Genomic DNA, 16,378 nt, shown 5'->3' with positions numbered 1-16,378 from the left:
TTAAGAAAGATAAAGAGATTCTAATGTATTTAGGTGTCAGACGCTTAGACTTGCCTTCAGGCGTAGATACTTATAAAGTGATGTACAATATGGTCGTTTATATGACATAAGGAGTCGACGTTACATTTTGATTAACATCTCAATGCGAGAATTCAGCACTAAACAAGGGGAAAAATAAAAAGTCAACAAAAGATAAAATGTACTTTCAAATCCAACTAATATTCTTTATGATAGGGGATATGAAAAACACCGAAGGGATATGTAATCAATGTGGAGTAACGTAAGAAGCAGGCTGGAGAAACTGTCACCTGCAAAGATTATTACAGGCTATTATCTACTGGCCGTAACTGTATCAATTCTATTATTCAGTATTCCAGCGGTCCATAAGCCTGGGGTTGAAGTGGCCTTTATCGATACTGTCTTTACAGCTGTCAGTGTGGTAAGTGATACAGGTTTAACTGTTTTTAATATTTCTGAAACATATAGTGTATTTGGATATTTTGTCATTATGATCGTCTTGCAGTTCGCAGGACTCGGCATTATGGCGATTAGTACATTTCTCTGGATGATTTTAGGTCGGAAAATTGGATTGCGTGGACGTCGTCTTATAATGGCCGATAATAATCAGTTAGCATTATCAGGACTCGTTAAATTAGTAAAAGATATTTTAAAGCTCATTCTTCTTATTGAGCTTTTAGGGGCACTTGTTTTAGGGGTGCATTTCTTAAACTATTATCCAACTTGGAAGGAAGCTTTTCTCCATGGTTTGTTTGCATCTGTAACTGCGACAACTAATGCTGGAATGGATATAACTGGTCAATCCCTTGTTCCTTATGCGAGTGATTATTTTGTACAATTGATAACCATTATACTAATCATTCTTGGGGCAATTGGATTCCCTGTTTTAATTGAAGTAAAGGAATTTTTATTTAGGAAAAAGACGGAACTTGAAAATCCTTTCCGTTTTTCACTATTTACAAGATTGGCGACAACAACATATGGAATTCTTCTCGTGTTGGGGACAATCCTTATTTTGATCATTGAATACCAGCATTATTTTAAGGGTATGACATGGCATAAAAGCTTTTTCTATGCTTTATTCCAAGCAGCAACGACTAGGAGTGCGGGATTATCTACAATGGATGTTACTGAATTTACGATGCCTACGCTTTTAGTCATGAGTGTTTTAATGTTTATTGGTGGATCGCCGACCTCGGTGGGGGGAGGTATCCGAACAACGACATTTGCTTTAAATATATTATTTATTTATCATTTTGCTAAAGGAAATCGTGATATTAAAGTGTTTAATCGAGAGCTTCATCAAGATGATATTATGAAGTCACTGGCCATTACTTTACTGGCTCTTGTCATGTGCTTTATGTCGGTTGTCGCAATCAGTATTTCGGATAGTCAAAATCAGCTTATTGCCATAATATTTGAAGTTTGCTCGGCCTTCGGTACGGTAGGCTTATCGATGGGGATTACCCCGGATCTTAGCATTTTTGGGAAATTTGTTCTAATGATATTGATGTTCATAGGAAGAATTGGTCTTACTTCATTCTTATTTATTATTGGCGGCAAGAAAAAGGAAGCAAATTATCATTATCCGAAAGAAAGAGTTATTATAGGTTGATAGAAAAATTCGGGGACCGTTTTTAGGAGACCCGGATTTTTTATTTGAATCCAAGAAAAAAGGGAGCTTTCTAATATGGGCTTAAAAGATTTTGCTCATTGTTTCACAATCATACTTTTTGGTCATTGTGATCCAGAAGTTGAATTTGCGCGTCGGATCTGTATAAATTACATACTGTAACCGTTGTCGCTATTAATAAATAGACTATGTTAAAGTACATTGCTGATTTTGGTATAAGTTGATTGGAGCGAAGGACGTGAGACTCCTGCGGGAAAAGCGAGACCTCACAGGCGCACAGCGCCGAGAAGGATCCCGATCCGCCCGCGGAAAGCAAACGCCTTTCGTTTCAATTAACAGACAAGTTTAACAGAGCCAAAAAATAAATTCTATATTTACAAATAAAACAGATTAGTGTAGTATTTAGTTAAATACTTAAATGAATTCGAAAGGAAAAAACCTATGAATAATGCGTTTAAGGCCCTTTCTGATCCAACCCGAAGAAAAATCTTGGACTTATTGAAGGATCGAGATTTAACGGCAGGGGAAATTTCCGATCATTTTAATATGACAAAACCGAGCATTTCTCAACACCTCAAATTATTGAAAAATGCCGATCTTGTGCAGGATGAAAAAAAGGGTCAGTTTGTTGTATATTCGTTAAATACGACGGTGTTCCAGGAATTAATCAGCTGGGCACTGGAGTTTATTGACAAAGGAGATGGACAGAAATGAAGAAGCATCTTTTACCTGGATTATTGATCGCGGCCACTGCTATCTTATGGTTTGTTTTCTATCAACAGTTGCCAGCGCGAATACCGATTCATTGGAATCTCAATGGAGTCGCAGATGGGTATGCAACGAAATTTAATGCACTGTTAATAAATCTAGGCATGATGATCTTTCTACACGTATTGCTGATTTTTTCACCTAAATTTGATCCAAAGAGGAAGAATTATCAGAAATTTTCAAGACCTTATTCTATGATTACAATGGCGATTTTATTTTTTCTTTTTTTGTTAAATGCCCTCGTTATTTTTACTGGAATAGGCTATGACATCCCTATTGGAAAGGTGGTTCCATTTATCGTTGGCATCTTGTTTATCGTGCTGGGAAATTATATGCATTCTGTCAAACCAAATTATTTTATTGGGATAAGAACACCTTGGACATTAAGCAATGATACCGTTTGGAAAAAAACGCATCGCTTTGGGTCACGCATCTTTATTCTAGCTGGTGTATTATTTATGCTTATTCCTTTTTTACCAAGTCTATTGGTTGGAAAATTCATGTTTTCGGTTATTTTTCTAATCATCCTTCTACCTATTGCTTATTCGTATTGGATATTCCGAAGAACGGATCTAGGGTAGTCCTTTGTGACTTCTTGGAACAGTCCATGAATGAGCGATTCTAATAGCTCACGTTAGGCTTCATTGTTCTCTTTTATTTAGTTGTAGTATTATACTCTGAGAATATCCGTGATGAAGAAGATGCAATGGAACTGTCTGTAAATGCTAATGCAGTTAAAAAAACACAAGAAACCATGCAGCAATTTACATGGTTTCTCTCATCACTTGTCTAAGATAAAACTACCTTCGGTTAGATCCTCCATACCGATCTTCCCAATTAGAACATTCATATAATACATTATCCAAGAAATTATCCCAATAACAATGGCTATACTTGTGACAGCAATCTTTATTCGAATGCTTGCAAGAATGATTCCTATTTCCGTGACTCATGAAAACACCTCCTCTACACAGATATAGTATATTCTTGGTTCGAAAAATTGATTGGACAAGGCGACATATTAGACTTATTTCAAACATGTATGAATTTAGGATGAAAGGGGCTTCCATTAATAAAAAAAAGGCTCTTTTCGTAAAGAATGTTGTTTTTAGCAAGAAACCAATTCGAACAGATGTTGATTGTAGTGGAAGGTGCGAGACTCCTGCGGAAAAAGCGTGTTGAGGGAGACCCCGCAAGTGCAAAGCACTGAGGAGGCTTCTGAGACCGCCCGCGGAAAGCGAGTACCTGCAACGGAAATCAACCCGGGTTATTAGTGTAAAAATGATTGAAAAGCAACAAAGTATGTGAAAACAGCCAAAAAAAATAACGGATTTTACAATCGTTTCATATAATTAATTATTTACCTAAATAACTAAATGATAAGGAGAGAGGCATTATGGAATATATTCAACTATTATTTCCAATTATTATTTTTGAACTCATTTTAAAAGGGATTTCAATCAGGGATTTACTCAAACGAGAGAGGGGCGAGGTGAAGGGGAAGAATAAACTCGTTTGGGTGCTAGTAATTTTACTGATTAGCACGATTGGACCGATATTCTACTTACTATACGGAAGAAAAACTGATTGAGATTCGGGAGGAGAGAGGTATTATGATATATTGTGAGAATGTAACGAAAAAGTATAATTCATTTCAGGCGCTAAATGGAATTAGTTTTACAATTGAAGGAAATGGCTGTTTCGGTTTTCTCGGAAGAAATGGTGCTGGAAAGACGACAGCAATCCGAATCTTGGCAGGACTTTTAAAGCCTACCTCGGGAATTGTGAAAGTGAATGGATTGGATGTGGAACAAGAGAAAGAAAAATTAGCTGAAATAATGGGTTATTTGCCTCAGCATCCTGCATTCTATGAATATATGACAGGGAATGAATGGATGCACTGGGTTGGCCAGCTATTTCGTTTGGAGAAGAAGACGGTTGAAGAGCGAACAGAAAACTTATTGAAGGATTGTGGAATATGGGAGGCTCGCAATCGGAAAATTTCAGGATACAGCGGAGGCATGAAACAAAGATTGGGGCTCGCTCAAGCATTAATGAACCGGCCAAAATTGTTAATTCTTGATGAACCTGTATCTGCTTTAGATCCTGTTGGGCGTCATGAAATGTTAACGATGATTATGAAGCTAAAGGAAGACATGATGATTTTTATGTCAAGTCACATTCTAGAAGATGTCGAAAAAATAGCTGATCACATCATCATGATTGATAAAGGAGAGATCGTTTTGTCATCTTGTATGCAAGAACTAAAATCAACATATACAAGTCCAGTCATTCGATTTTCCCTTTCGGAAGCAAAGCAAGAATTAACAAAGGTACTAAATGAACAGGAGTGGGTCATGGATATTCAAGTGAACATGGCAGACTATATCTTGCATGTGAAGGATATGACAATAGCAAGTGCCCAATTGCCAAAACTTATTTCTTATTCAGGTGCCATGCTTGTTTCTTATCAGGTAGACACACCATCTTTGGAAGATATCTTTTTAAGGAAGGTGCGTTAATATGACGACTTTCATAAGTGTGTTCCAAAAAGAATGGAAAGAACTGATGTGTACGTACAAGATTATTTTCGTACCGATTGCCTTTGCTATCTTAATGATTAGTTTCCCACTATCAATGAAACTTTTACCCGATTTATTAGCGAGTGAAATGCCTAAAGGGGCTGTCATTGAAATACCAGAACTATCAACATCAGAAATGATGTCAGCTGCATTTAGTAATTTTGAACTGATGGGTGTCATCATATTAGTTCTTATTTCAATGGGAAGCATTGCCGGTGAAAGAGAAAAAGGAGTAGCTGCGATGGTGCTTGTCAAACCAGTCAGTAGAGCTGTTTACTTACTCGCAAAATGGTCAGCATATTCATTGTTAGCTGTTGGGAGCTTTATCTTCGGTATGCTGTTAACTGCTTATTATACGAACTTATTATTCTCAGAGAAACTAATATGGGCAAATGCAACCGCTGGTATCCTGCTTTATCTACCGATTATCGTTTTAATTATCACATTTTCAATCTGCGCATCATCGATTTCTAAAACTCCGGTCACAGCTGGGTTTACCGCTGTGGTCCTTTATTTGCTGACCATGAATATCCCTAAACTTTTTCAATCACCCTGGGCAAACAATTTGCCGCATGGTTTGGTGAATGGAGCTAATGAGTTTATGAAAGGGAACATAATTGAATTAGCAGGACCTTTACTTGGTACAGTTTTGTTAATCTCTCTTGTTTTAACTGTTGCCATTACTCAATTAAAAAGGCAGGAAATATAATAGAGAAAGTATGAGGATAGCCTAGGAAGCTGTCCTTTTTCATGTTTATTATTCCGTCTGACTATCTCAAAATGTGAGGGCGTCTATGTTGCTCACAGGCCATGAGATCTTAGCGACTATAGATTAACAATCAATAGGGGATGGAGAAAACCAAAGTTTCACTTTATTAAGTAATGAATAAAAGGGACCTTAATAAACGGGTAGGTTAGGTAGAATATTCGGGGTTTAAGGCGATTGAAAAGGACTAAAGTAATATAGACGGAGCTAATCAATTTTCGATATTCTATTTGTAATCGTTTTCAAAATAGGAAGTTTTTTCTTGATTAGGGGAGAATATGAATTACTGTTAAAGAGGAGGAGTGTAATGAGTCAAAGAATGAAAATGATTTGGATGTATATGGTGACTATTGTAATCCTTATTTCTCAACTAGTAGTAGCGAGTCCTGTTCTAGCAAAGAAAAAGAATACTATGGTCCAAGACTTGATTATTTTTCAAAATATTCCTCAAACTGAAACGATTGCAGGGAATCTGTTTGTATTAAAAGCGATTTATAAATATGAAGATGGTCACTTTGAACACACAACTTCAGAGGTAAAGTGGCAATCAACGAATCCGAAGGTAGCAAAGGTTGATCAATTGGGGAACGTAGAGTTTACGGGCACGAAGGGTAGTGCTCAGATTAAAGTCTCGAAAGGAAAATTAAAGGATCGGATTGGTGTTCGGTACAAGGAGCAAGGTGAGCTGGTGAAGAAAAAAGGGAAAAGATATGACGTTATCGATCAAGCCATAAAAAAAATGACTTTGGAAGAAAAGATTGGACAAATGTTGATGCCAGACTTTCGAACGTGGAAAGGTAGTGATGTAACGAAAATGCTTCCAGAGATTGAAGCACTTGTTAAGAAGTATCATTTAGGTGGGGTTATCCTATTCCGAGAAAATGTCGTATCAACTGAACAAACAGCGAGACTTGTTGCAGATTATCAAGAAGCAGCTGATAAATATGGAATGCTTGTGACAATTGATCAGGAAGGTGGGGTTGTTACACGGCTACAATCTGGAACTGATATGCCTGGAAATATGGCATTAGGGGCCACTCGTTCTACTGAATTAGCTTCAAGGGTTGGACTTTCGATTGGAGAGGAATTAGCTTCACTCGGCATCAACATGAACTTTGCTCCTGACCTAGATGTGAATAATAATCCTGATAACCCAGTGATTGGTGTTCGATCATTTGGAGGGAATCCAAAGCTTGTCGCCGAACTTGGGACTGCCTATGCTAAAGGTTTGCAAGCAGCTGGAGTTGCGGCCACGGCCAAGCATTTCCCGGGGCATGGAGATACCGCAGTCGATTCTCATCTTGGTCTACCTGAGGTACCCTATGACAAAGAAAGGCTAAAAGAGGTTGAACTTTATCCTTTCCAAATAGCAATGGAGGCAAATATAGATACGATTATGACGGCGCATGTTACCTTCCCAAAAATCGATGATACAAAAGCCATTTCGCAAAAAACGGGAGAGGAAATTGCGCTCCCTGCAACACTATCCTACAAAGTCTTAACTGAATTGATGAGAAATGAAATGAAATTTGAAGGAGTTATCACGACAGATGCGATGAATATGAACGCCATTGCCGAGCATTTCGGATCAGTCGATGCGGCAATTCGTGCTGTAAAAGCGGGTACTGATATCGTCTTAATGCCTGTTGGTTTGGAGGATGTTGCCAGTGGTTTAGTTAAAGCGGTAAAAACGAAGGACCTATCAGAAAAAAGAATTGAACAATCTGTTGAAAGAATTCTCACTTTGAAATTGAAGCGGGGAATTATGAAGGAAGAATCCCCGCAGCCAATTGAAGAAAAAATCGCTTATGCACGGAGTATTGTTGGCTCTCTAGAGCATAAACAAATTGAAAAAGAAGTTGCTGAACAATCGATAACGCTTGTAAAAAACAATTACGTATTGCCGTTACAACTTAATGAAGGGGATGAAATTGTCGTCCTTGGACGAACATATCTCATTGATTTAGCAAACGCGGTTAAAAAACACCATCAACATGTAACGGTTGTTGAGGCGAATGCAGACTATACTCTATCACCTGAACAATGGGAAAGGATTCGTGATGCTAAAGTCGTTATTATAGGATCACATACATCGACAGTGGCAGGTCGTTCAATTGATAATCCACAAATGAGAATGATTAATCACGTAATTGCTGAGACAAGTGCACCAGTAATCGGAATTGGCATCCGTAATCCATATGATGTTATGGCATTTCCGGAGATTGATTCGTATCTCGCTATGTACGGATTTAGACCGGTAAGTTTTGAAGCCGCTGGAGCAGCTATTTTTGGGAAAATTACTCCTCAAGGGAAGCTACCAGTCTCTATTCCAACACTAGACGGTGGAATGCTATATGAATATGGTCATGGACTAACCTTTTAAAGGAGGAGGGGGAATGTTGAAGAAAAGGTTCATTGCGATTTTGACCATGGCTCTCGTTCTTTCAGCACTATCCTTTACCTGGGCGGAGAGTGAAAAATCAAACAAGGATAAAGGAATAACAGATAAAAATTTCAAATTAGGCGTTGAAGTATTGCTTTCAGAACAAAAGAAGTTACTGCAAGGAAAAAGAGTGGGACTGATCACGAACCCAACTGGAGTGGATCAAGAGCTTACTAGTATTGTTGATCTCTTAAATGAAGAAGATGATATTAAACTAACTGCTTTATTCGGACCAGAACATGGTGTCCGTGGCTCTGCACAGGCTGGCGAATATGTGGAGTTTTATACCGATGATAAAACAGGTATCCCTGTTTATAGCTTGTACGGTCAAACACGAAAGCCAACACCTGAAATGCTAGAAAATATTGATGTGCTTTTGTTTGACATTCAGGATGTCGGAACACGATTCTATACGTATATTTATACGATGGCATATGCAATGGAAGCAGCAAAGGAAAAAGGTATCCCATTCATCGTTTTGGATCGCCCAAATCCATTGACCGGATCTAAATTTGAAGGGACCGTGTTAGACATGAAGTATGCTTCTTTTATAGGGAATTACTCCATTCCACTAAGGCATGGGATGACAGTAGGGGAATTGGCGCGGCTGTTTAATAGCAAGTTCAAAATCGGTGCGGATTTAACTGTTATCAAGATGAAAGGCTGGAAGCGGGATATGTATTATGATGAGACACCTTTGCAATTTGTCCTGCCTTCGCCAAACATGCCTACACTTGACACGGCTATCGTCTATCCGGGCGCAGCTTTGTTTGAAGGTACGAATATATCAGAAGGAAGAGGTACAACAAAGCCTTTTGAACTAATTGGTGCACCATTTATCGATGGAACGGAGTTAGCCCAGCAGTTAAACGCGCTCAAATTATCTGGGGTAACTTTCAGGGCGGCATCCTTTACACCGACGACTTCTAAATTTGCCAACCAATTATCACATGGGGTACAGATCCATATAACAGATCGGAAGAAGTTTCAATCATTTGAAACAGGTGTTCATATGGTAAAGGCTGTTCATGATTTATATCCAAATCAGTTCCAATTCCGTGCACCTAATAGCACAGGCATCTCATTCTTCGACCAACTTGTTGGCAATGGTTGGATTCGACAAGGAATTGAAGAAGGGCGAAGCGTGAAAGATATGAAGAAGCAGTGGGAAAAAGAATTAAGTGACTTTAAGAAAATAAGATCTCAGTATTTACTTTATTAATAGTAAAAGGCTCAATAAATGAAAGGTCATCCAATCATAATGAGGATGGCCTTTATTTGTTATGTATGAATCTGGAAAATTTTCTATTTAAGTAATGTAAGAAACTTTTTTTAAAAGGAGCAATATTCTCTAGACCTTTCGCGTATAAAGTACTACTTGAGGACCGGGGAGACAGTGCTTTGATGCCATTAGCTATAAGTATCCGCATTTCATCATATAAATAAGAAGTTTTTTAAATGTGTAATAAAAGATGTATCGTGCAAACTTGGAAAGGTGGGTTCATGAATTTCAGCATAAATGTACGCTGGTGCGCAATTCTCAAATCTCGCTCGAAAAGTGCAGATTCTGGCACGAAAACCTTTCATTCTGGCGCGCAAATAAGCAAATCCGGCGCGCAAATTTAATTACCGGATTGAAATGTTTGAAAAGGAAGGGGGATGCCCACGCCAATTCCGGTGTAGCCTCTAATAATCGCCAGCACTGCAACAATTAGTTACGATTTTTTATAAAAACCGTAATAAAAGGGGGGGATCGTACAAATTTAGAAAGGTAGTTTAATGAATTTAGGTGTAAATTTGGCTCAGGCTAGCAAATCTCAAACGATATTCAACTTTCGCTTCTCCTTACAATTGTAATATTAAGATTTTTTCGACATATTTTCATAATCTTAATATTATTCGAAAAAAAGAATGGTAAACTTAAAGTAATGACTGGGGAAGGGGGGATTTGATGAGCTTTAATCAAGTTAAGAGTGAAATTGTATCGTGTCTCAAAGCGTGTGTAATTGCTATCATGATTGTTATAATTTGCCGTACCTTTCTATTTACACCCACTTTGGTGAGTGGTGAATCCATGATGCCCAATTATCAAGATGGTAACTGTGTAATCATCAGTAAAATGAGTGAGATTGATAGGTTTGATACAGTCGTCTTTCAAGCGCCTAGCGGGGATGGAAACTATGTGAAACGAGTAATCGGTCTGCCAGGGGATAGAGTGGAAATGAAAGATGACCTTTTATATATTAATGGAGCACCGCATCCTGAATCCTATTTATTGAAAGCAAAGGAACAACTTAATGGGACAACAGTGCTTACGGGAGATTTTACATTGCAAAGTGTGACGGGACTTTCGATAGTCCCTGATGGCTATGTATTTGTCTTAGGAGATAACCGTTTGATTAGTAATGATAGCCGGTATTTTGGATACATTCCCATGAAATCTATTATTGGAGAAGTGAAATTCAAAGTGTGGCCCCTTCAACAGAAGGAATAGATAATTGATCATGAAGATATTTTTTCTTCTTGTGTAGTCAGGCCATCCTTTATGGTATAAATATTTCTAAAAAAACTTACAATTGCGAGCCATTTCTCGGGATACATGCCAATAAAACGGCTCTGCGTATTCATGGAATAGAGAAGTAGACAATCCAAGACACCTTCCTTTATATTATTTAGGTCATAAAGAAGAGCGTGGGGAATCGTGTAGAAAGAATGTATTTGGTAAGGGTTTAATATAGTATATTGTATGTTGTTCTCTTCTGCGTACTTGGATAATAATGTTTTCTGAATGATAAAGCTTTCCTGTCGGCTTGTATCATTAATAGCATAATTAGGGTTTATGAGAATAATACCGTTCATTTTTCCACCTCGAGTTTTTAAGACTTAGTTTTACCTGAGTAATGATATTTATACAGATAAGAAAGTACTTCGTAATAAATTTGTTAATAATATACAAAAAATCAAAAAATAAATTGACAAAAAATTTTACCGGTAGTAATCTAATTAACATAAATGTATAAAAAATCCAATTAATGGGAGGCGATCGTGATGATGACAATAGCTATGCGAGTCCATAAACGTATCTATTTGAATACAATCACAGCCTACCCATGTACTTTGTCTTGACGTTTTGACAGAGTTATTAACTGGTGCTTAAACAAGTGCAGGCTGCGAGATTGTCGTGGCTTGCGCTTTTTCTATGGTTTGCGTTCTTGTTTGAACGTAAAGTTATGTAAAAGCTTTCGCTAAGTGGCGGGAGCTTTTTGTTTTTTGAATAAGGTGCATTCGCATCCTTTCAATATAAGCAATATCAACCTTAAGGAGGGACAAAAATGAAAGTACTTAAAAAGGTGAGACAATTCAATGTAGGAGATCCAGAAAGCGGTTAGGCAGAGCAGATTTAACAACAAGGGAGGAAAATAGATGTTTTCGATTTTTAGAAAATTATCCTGGTACTTTAAGGAACAATGGAGACGATATTCAATTGCGATTTTCTTTTTATGCTTAGTAAATATTATGGAGGTCATTCCGCCAAAGCTGATTGGGATGGTAATTGATGACATTAGCAATGGAGTATTAACGAGTGAAGGGATTATTCGATATATCGTTTATTTAGTAGCAGTTGGGTTGGCAACCTATGTCTTTGGCTATTTATGGAGTTACTTACTGTTTGGTGGCGCTCACTTGGTCGAACGTAAGTTAAGGACTGGATTTATGGGCCATCTTTTGAAAATGACCCCTACATTTTATGAAAAAAATAGAACAGGCGATTTGATGGCCCGAGCTACCAATGATTTGAAAGCTATTTCCATGACGGCCGGATTTGGAGTCTTAACTCTTGCCGATGCTGTATTGTTTACTTTAACCATTCTGCTTGTGATGGGCGCTACGATCAGCTGGACGTTAACACTCACAGCCGTTTTACCTCTTCCAATTATGGCAATCATGTTGCAAGTATATGGCAAAAGAATTCATAAACGTTTTACAGATGCACAATCTGCTTTTGGTCATTTAAATGATAAAGTACTTGAATCCATTGCGGGAGTTCGGGTAGTTCGGGCTTATGTGCAGGAACGAGAAGATGAACTCCGTTTCAATAATATGACGGAAGAAGTCTATAAGAAGAACCTAGAAGTAGCGAAAATCGATTCACTGTTTGACCCGACTATTTCTATTCTTATTGGCATTAGTTATTTGATTGGTCTTGGATATGGCGCTTATATGGTGTTCCAGCAGCTGATTACATTGGGTAACCTAGTAGCCTTTAACGTTTATCTCGGCATGTTAATTTGGCCTATGATTGCGATGGGCGAACTAATTAATGTCATGCAACGTGGGAATGCATCACTTGATCGACTCATAGAAACGATGTCCTATGAAGTAGATGTTAAAAATGATCCTAGTGCAAGGATAATTGGTCAACCAGAAAATCTATCATTTGATTCTGTCCATTTTATGTATCCTTCATCTGAAGTAGTGAACCTAGACAATGTATCTGTAACAATTGAACGTGGGCATACATTAGGCATTGTCGGTAAAACAGGAAGTGGGAAAACGACATTTATTAAACAACTTTTACGGGAATACCCGCTTGGCGAAGGGGTACTTTCGATTGGCGGTTTGCCATTGAATAAGCTAAAGATTGAAGAACTTCGGAGCTGGATTGGCTATGTACCGCAAGATCAATTTCTTTTTTCAAGATCCGTAAAAGATAATATTTTGTTTGGCAAGAAGGATGCAACTGATGAGGAGTTAGCGAAGGCTATTCGTTTGGCAGATTTTGAGAAAGACCTTGAAATGCTACCTGAAAAGCTTGATACACTTGTTGGTGAGAAAGGGGTTGCTCTATCAGGCGGGCAAAAACAACGGATTTCGATTGCCAGGGCATTGATTAAAGATCCAGAGGTTTTGATTCTCGATGATTCACTGTCTGCTGTGGATGCGAAAACAGAAACAACCATCATCGAAAATATTCAAAGTGATCGTACCGGAAAAACGACGATCATCACAACCCATCGTCTGTCTGCTGTTGTGCATGCCCAATGGATTATTGTTCTTGATAACGGTAAGGTGATTGAAGAAGGTAGGCATGAAGATTTACTTGCTTTAGACGGTTGGTACAAGGAACAATTTGAACGTCAACAAGTAGAGGCGGGAACTGGGGTGAATGTATGAAAGTTGTAAAAAAACTATACCAGTATGCAATTCTATATAAAAAATTAATTATTGGCGCGCTCATCATGTTATCTATTTCCGTAGCCGCGGATTTAACAGGACCTTTCGTTGCAAAGAAAATCATAGATTCCCATATTCTTGGTATAGAATCGGAGTGGTACGAAACAGAAAAAAGTAAAGACGCCGTATTTTACCAAGGGAATTGGTATAAACGAGACGACTATTTTAATAATCAAGAGACGAGAGGAAAGGAAATCAGGGTACTACAGGTTGGGACTAAATTTGTCTTTGTTGAGGACAATGTACCGTTTGAAGGTAGTCGGAAGTTGGATGGGGTGACTTTAACAGTTACGAAAAATGGGCAAACTGAGAAATATCCTGCAACTGTTTTAGGAAAAGAAGATTTGTTTGCCTTTTATCAACCGGAGATTGCTAGAATTCTCATGCTCGTCGTTTTTTATTTCAGTCTCGTCTTAATCTCCTCGTTGTTTCAATTTTTCCAAAGCTATTATTTAAAAAAATCAGCAAATCGAATTATCCAACGGATGCGTAATGACCTGTTCACACATATGTCAAGGCTGCCGATTCGCTATTTTGATAACTTACCAGCCGGGAAGGTTGTTGCAAGGATTACAAATGATACAGAAGCAATCCGTGAACTGTATGTTACGGTACTGGCGAATTTTTTCTCAAGTACGATTAATATTGTCGGTGTATTCACTGCCTTATTTATTTTGAATCCACCAATCGCAATGACAGCTCTCGTTCTTGTTCCAATCCTTATGATTTGGACAATAATTTATCGGAAGTTTGCTTCGAAATATAACCATATCATTCGATCAAGAATCAGTGATATTAATGGTATGATCAATGAATCCATTTCAGGGATGACGATCATTCAAGCATTTAACCAAAGAAAAGCTGTAAAAGAATCATTTGAAAAATTGAATCACGAGCATTTTACGTATCAAAATAAAATGTTGAGCTTAAATTCACTCACTAGTTACAATTTAATTGGCATATTAAAAACCATTGCATTAGTACTGTTCATCTGGTATTTCGGTGGGATGTCAATGACCGCTTCAAGCGCCATTTCTTTAGGAATGCTGTATGCAGTTGTAGATTTTATCAATCGTTTATTACAGCCAGTACAAGGAATCGTCAATCAGTTCGCAAACCTGGAGCAAGCTTTGGTGGCGGGAGAACGGGCTTTCGGCTTGTTGGATGAACCAGGAATTTCAGTTGAGGATGAAAGCATGCCGCGTTACAAAGGAAATGTAGAATTTAAGGATGTATCATTCGGCTATAAAGAAAATGAATATGTGTTAAAAAATATTACTTTCCAAGCGAAGCAAGGGGAAACCATTGCCTTGGTGGGACATACTGGATCAGGAAAAAGCTCTATTATGAATTTACTATTTCGGTTCTATGATACGAATAAAGGACAGATCATGATAGATGGGAAAAATATTCAAGAAATTCCTCATCAAGCTTTAAGGGAGCACATGGGTATTGTGCTTCAAGATCCTTATTTGTTCACAGGCACAATTGCCTCTAATATAAACCTTGAAAATGAAGCGATTACTCGAGAAGCAATTGAAAAAGCACTACGTGATGTTGGCGGCGATAAAGTATTAAGTCATCTATCGAAAGGATTAGATGAGCCAGTGATTGAAAAAGGCAGTACGCTTTCTTCTGGACAGCGTCAGCTCATTTCATTTGCCCGGGCACTTGCCTTTAACCCAGCCATCCTCATTTTAGATGAAGCGACTGCAAGTATTGATACTGAAACAGAAGCAATTATTCAATCTGGAATGGATGTCTTGAAAAAAGGTAGAACAACCTTCATCATTGCACATCGGCTCTCAACGATCAAAAATGCGGATCAAATTCTTGTCCTTGATAAAGGACGCATTTTTGAAAAGGGGAATCATGATGAATTGATTGCTCTGAAAGGAAAGTATTTTCAATTGTATGAATTACAGCAAGGCCAGAAGAATGGGGTTGCAGGATAACAAGAATTATCGAATAAACGGTTTTTTGCTAAATGGCTCCTCTTAAATAGGTATGGAGCCGTTTTTTAATCATTAACAGGCAGTAAAACCCCCACCTCAAGGCTTAGGGAGATGAAGAAGCGTAGGTGGGGGATGAAATAAACTCTCACTGATGAAAGTTCACTTAATATAAATTGAATAAAATAGCGGCAAGATTGTAGATATGCGTTAAAACAAAAAAAGCATTTCTATTTAGTCATACCTTCTTATTTTCAGCATATATAGCATGTAATTGCTACTTAAAAAGAATCCATTGTATTTCCTTTAATTGTGTAGTATTTTCATATAAAATGGAAATAAACAGGATTGATAGAAAAAGAATCCAATTGAATGCAGTGAATGGAGCGGTTTGATGACTCAACCGATATTATTAATCGCACTATCTTATGCTTTTGGCTGTATAAATGGTGCCTATTATTTTAGTAAATGGAAGATGGGAAAAGATATCCGTAAACTAGGGAGCGGGAATGCTGGTGCAAGAAACGCAGGACGGCAACTAGGAAAAAAAGGTTTTTTTTTTACGGTAGTCATTGATGCTATAAAGGTGTTTATGGCTTTGTTCATCGTTAATACCCTAATAGAAGAAAGTGAATTGGTCATGCTAATATGTGCTTTTTGTTTATTGATCGGACACATTTGGCCAATCCAGCTCCAATTTCGTGGCGGCAAAGGAGTCGTCGTTTTTTTAGCCGTTACCCTTTATCTTGTCCCAGTCGCTATTTTGGTGACAGGAATTGTTATGGGAATCGGATATGTAATGTTTCGTAGAATTACAATTCCTGGATTAATCTCAATGATGACAATTCCGATTACTGCTTATGCAACAGGGCATTCATGGACTTATTCAATAGGCTTTCTGTGTATGCTGATTATTGTCCTACTCGTTCATATACCGAACAGCAGGAAGAAGAAAACTAGGAACGACATAGGAGAGTGAAT

At 37.9% G+C, this 16,378-nt stretch carries 12 protein-coding genes; all 12 read left to right on the top strand.

Annotation, left to right across the window (positions count from 1 at the left end):
• Positions 1 to 268 precede the first annotated feature (268 nt).
• Positions 269 to 1,633 (top strand): TrkH family potassium uptake protein, encoded by a 1,365-nt coding sequence (locus HNP81_RS02955; protein ID WP_182501495.1) that lies wholly within the window; start codon positions 269 to 271, stop codon positions 1,631 to 1,633.
• A 459-nt stretch (positions 1,634 to 2,092) separates the two neighbouring features.
• Positions 2,093 to 2,365: an autorepressor SdpR family transcription factor gene (locus HNP81_RS02950; protein ID WP_028393275.1), complete on the top strand. Its 273-nt coding sequence runs from the start codon at positions 2,093 to 2,095 to the stop codon at positions 2,363 to 2,365.
• Positions 2,362 to 3,000 (top strand): SdpI family protein, encoded by a 639-nt coding sequence (locus tag HNP81_RS02945; protein WP_028393274.1) that lies wholly within the window; start codon positions 2,362 to 2,364, stop codon positions 2,998 to 3,000. Before HNP81_RS02950 ends, HNP81_RS02945 begins: the two co-directional genes overlap by 4 nt.
• Positions 3,001 to 3,815: 815 nt before the next feature.
• Positions 3,816 to 4,010 (top strand): PLD nuclease N-terminal domain-containing protein, encoded by a 195-nt coding sequence (locus tag HNP81_RS02940; protein WP_182501494.1) that lies wholly within the window; start codon positions 3,816 to 3,818, stop codon positions 4,008 to 4,010.
• A gap of 22 nt (positions 4,011 to 4,032) precedes the next feature.
• Positions 4,033 to 4,941, top strand: a complete 909-nt coding sequence (locus HNP81_RS02935; protein ID WP_182501493.1) for an ABC transporter ATP-binding protein — start codon at positions 4,033 to 4,035, stop codon at positions 4,939 to 4,941.
• 1 nt (position 4,942) lies between these two features.
• On the top strand, positions 4,943 to 5,710 hold the full coding sequence (locus tag HNP81_RS02930) for an ABC transporter permease (protein ID WP_182501492.1): 768 nt from the start codon (positions 4,943 to 4,945) through the stop codon (positions 5,708 to 5,710).
• Between the two features lie 382 nt (positions 5,711 to 6,092).
• Positions 6,093 to 8,150, top strand: coding sequence for a glycoside hydrolase family 3 protein (locus HNP81_RS02925; protein WP_376766712.1), 2,058 nt, complete (start codon positions 6,093 to 6,095; stop codon positions 8,148 to 8,150).
• 16 nt (positions 8,151 to 8,166) lie between these two features.
• Positions 8,167 to 9,432: an exo-beta-N-acetylmuramidase NamZ family protein gene (locus HNP81_RS02920; protein WP_376766711.1), complete on the top strand. Its 1,266-nt coding sequence runs from the start codon at positions 8,167 to 8,169 to the stop codon at positions 9,430 to 9,432.
• A gap of 729 nt (positions 9,433 to 10,161) precedes the next feature.
• A complete protein-coding gene (gene lepB / locus HNP81_RS02915) occupies positions 10,162 to 10,704 on the top strand; it encodes a signal peptidase I (RefSeq protein ID WP_182501489.1) in 543 nt (180 codons plus the stop codon).
• A 929-nt stretch (positions 10,705 to 11,633) separates the two neighbouring features.
• Complete coding sequence (locus HNP81_RS02910) at positions 11,634 to 13,385, top strand: ABC transporter ATP-binding protein (RefSeq protein WP_182501488.1); 1,752 nt, start codon at positions 11,634 to 11,636, stop codon at positions 13,383 to 13,385.
• On the top strand, positions 13,382 to 15,400 hold the full coding sequence (locus HNP81_RS02905) for an ABC transporter ATP-binding protein (RefSeq protein WP_182501487.1): 2,019 nt from the start codon (positions 13,382 to 13,384) through the stop codon (positions 15,398 to 15,400). Before HNP81_RS02910 ends, HNP81_RS02905 begins: the two co-directional genes overlap by 4 nt.
• Before the next feature lie 391 nt (positions 15,401 to 15,791).
• Positions 15,792 to 16,376, top strand: coding sequence for a glycerol-3-phosphate acyltransferase (locus HNP81_RS02900; RefSeq protein WP_182501486.1), 585 nt, complete (start codon positions 15,792 to 15,794; stop codon positions 16,374 to 16,376).
• Positions 16,377 to 16,378 lie beyond the last annotated feature (2 nt).

It is taken from the genome of Peribacillus huizhouensis (assembly GCF_014138605.1).
Lineage (GTDB): Bacteria > Bacillota > Bacilli > Bacillales > DSM-1321 > Peribacillus > Peribacillus huizhouensis.
Note: the sequence above shows the minus strand (reverse complement) of the source record. Positions and strands in the feature narration are given on the sequence as shown.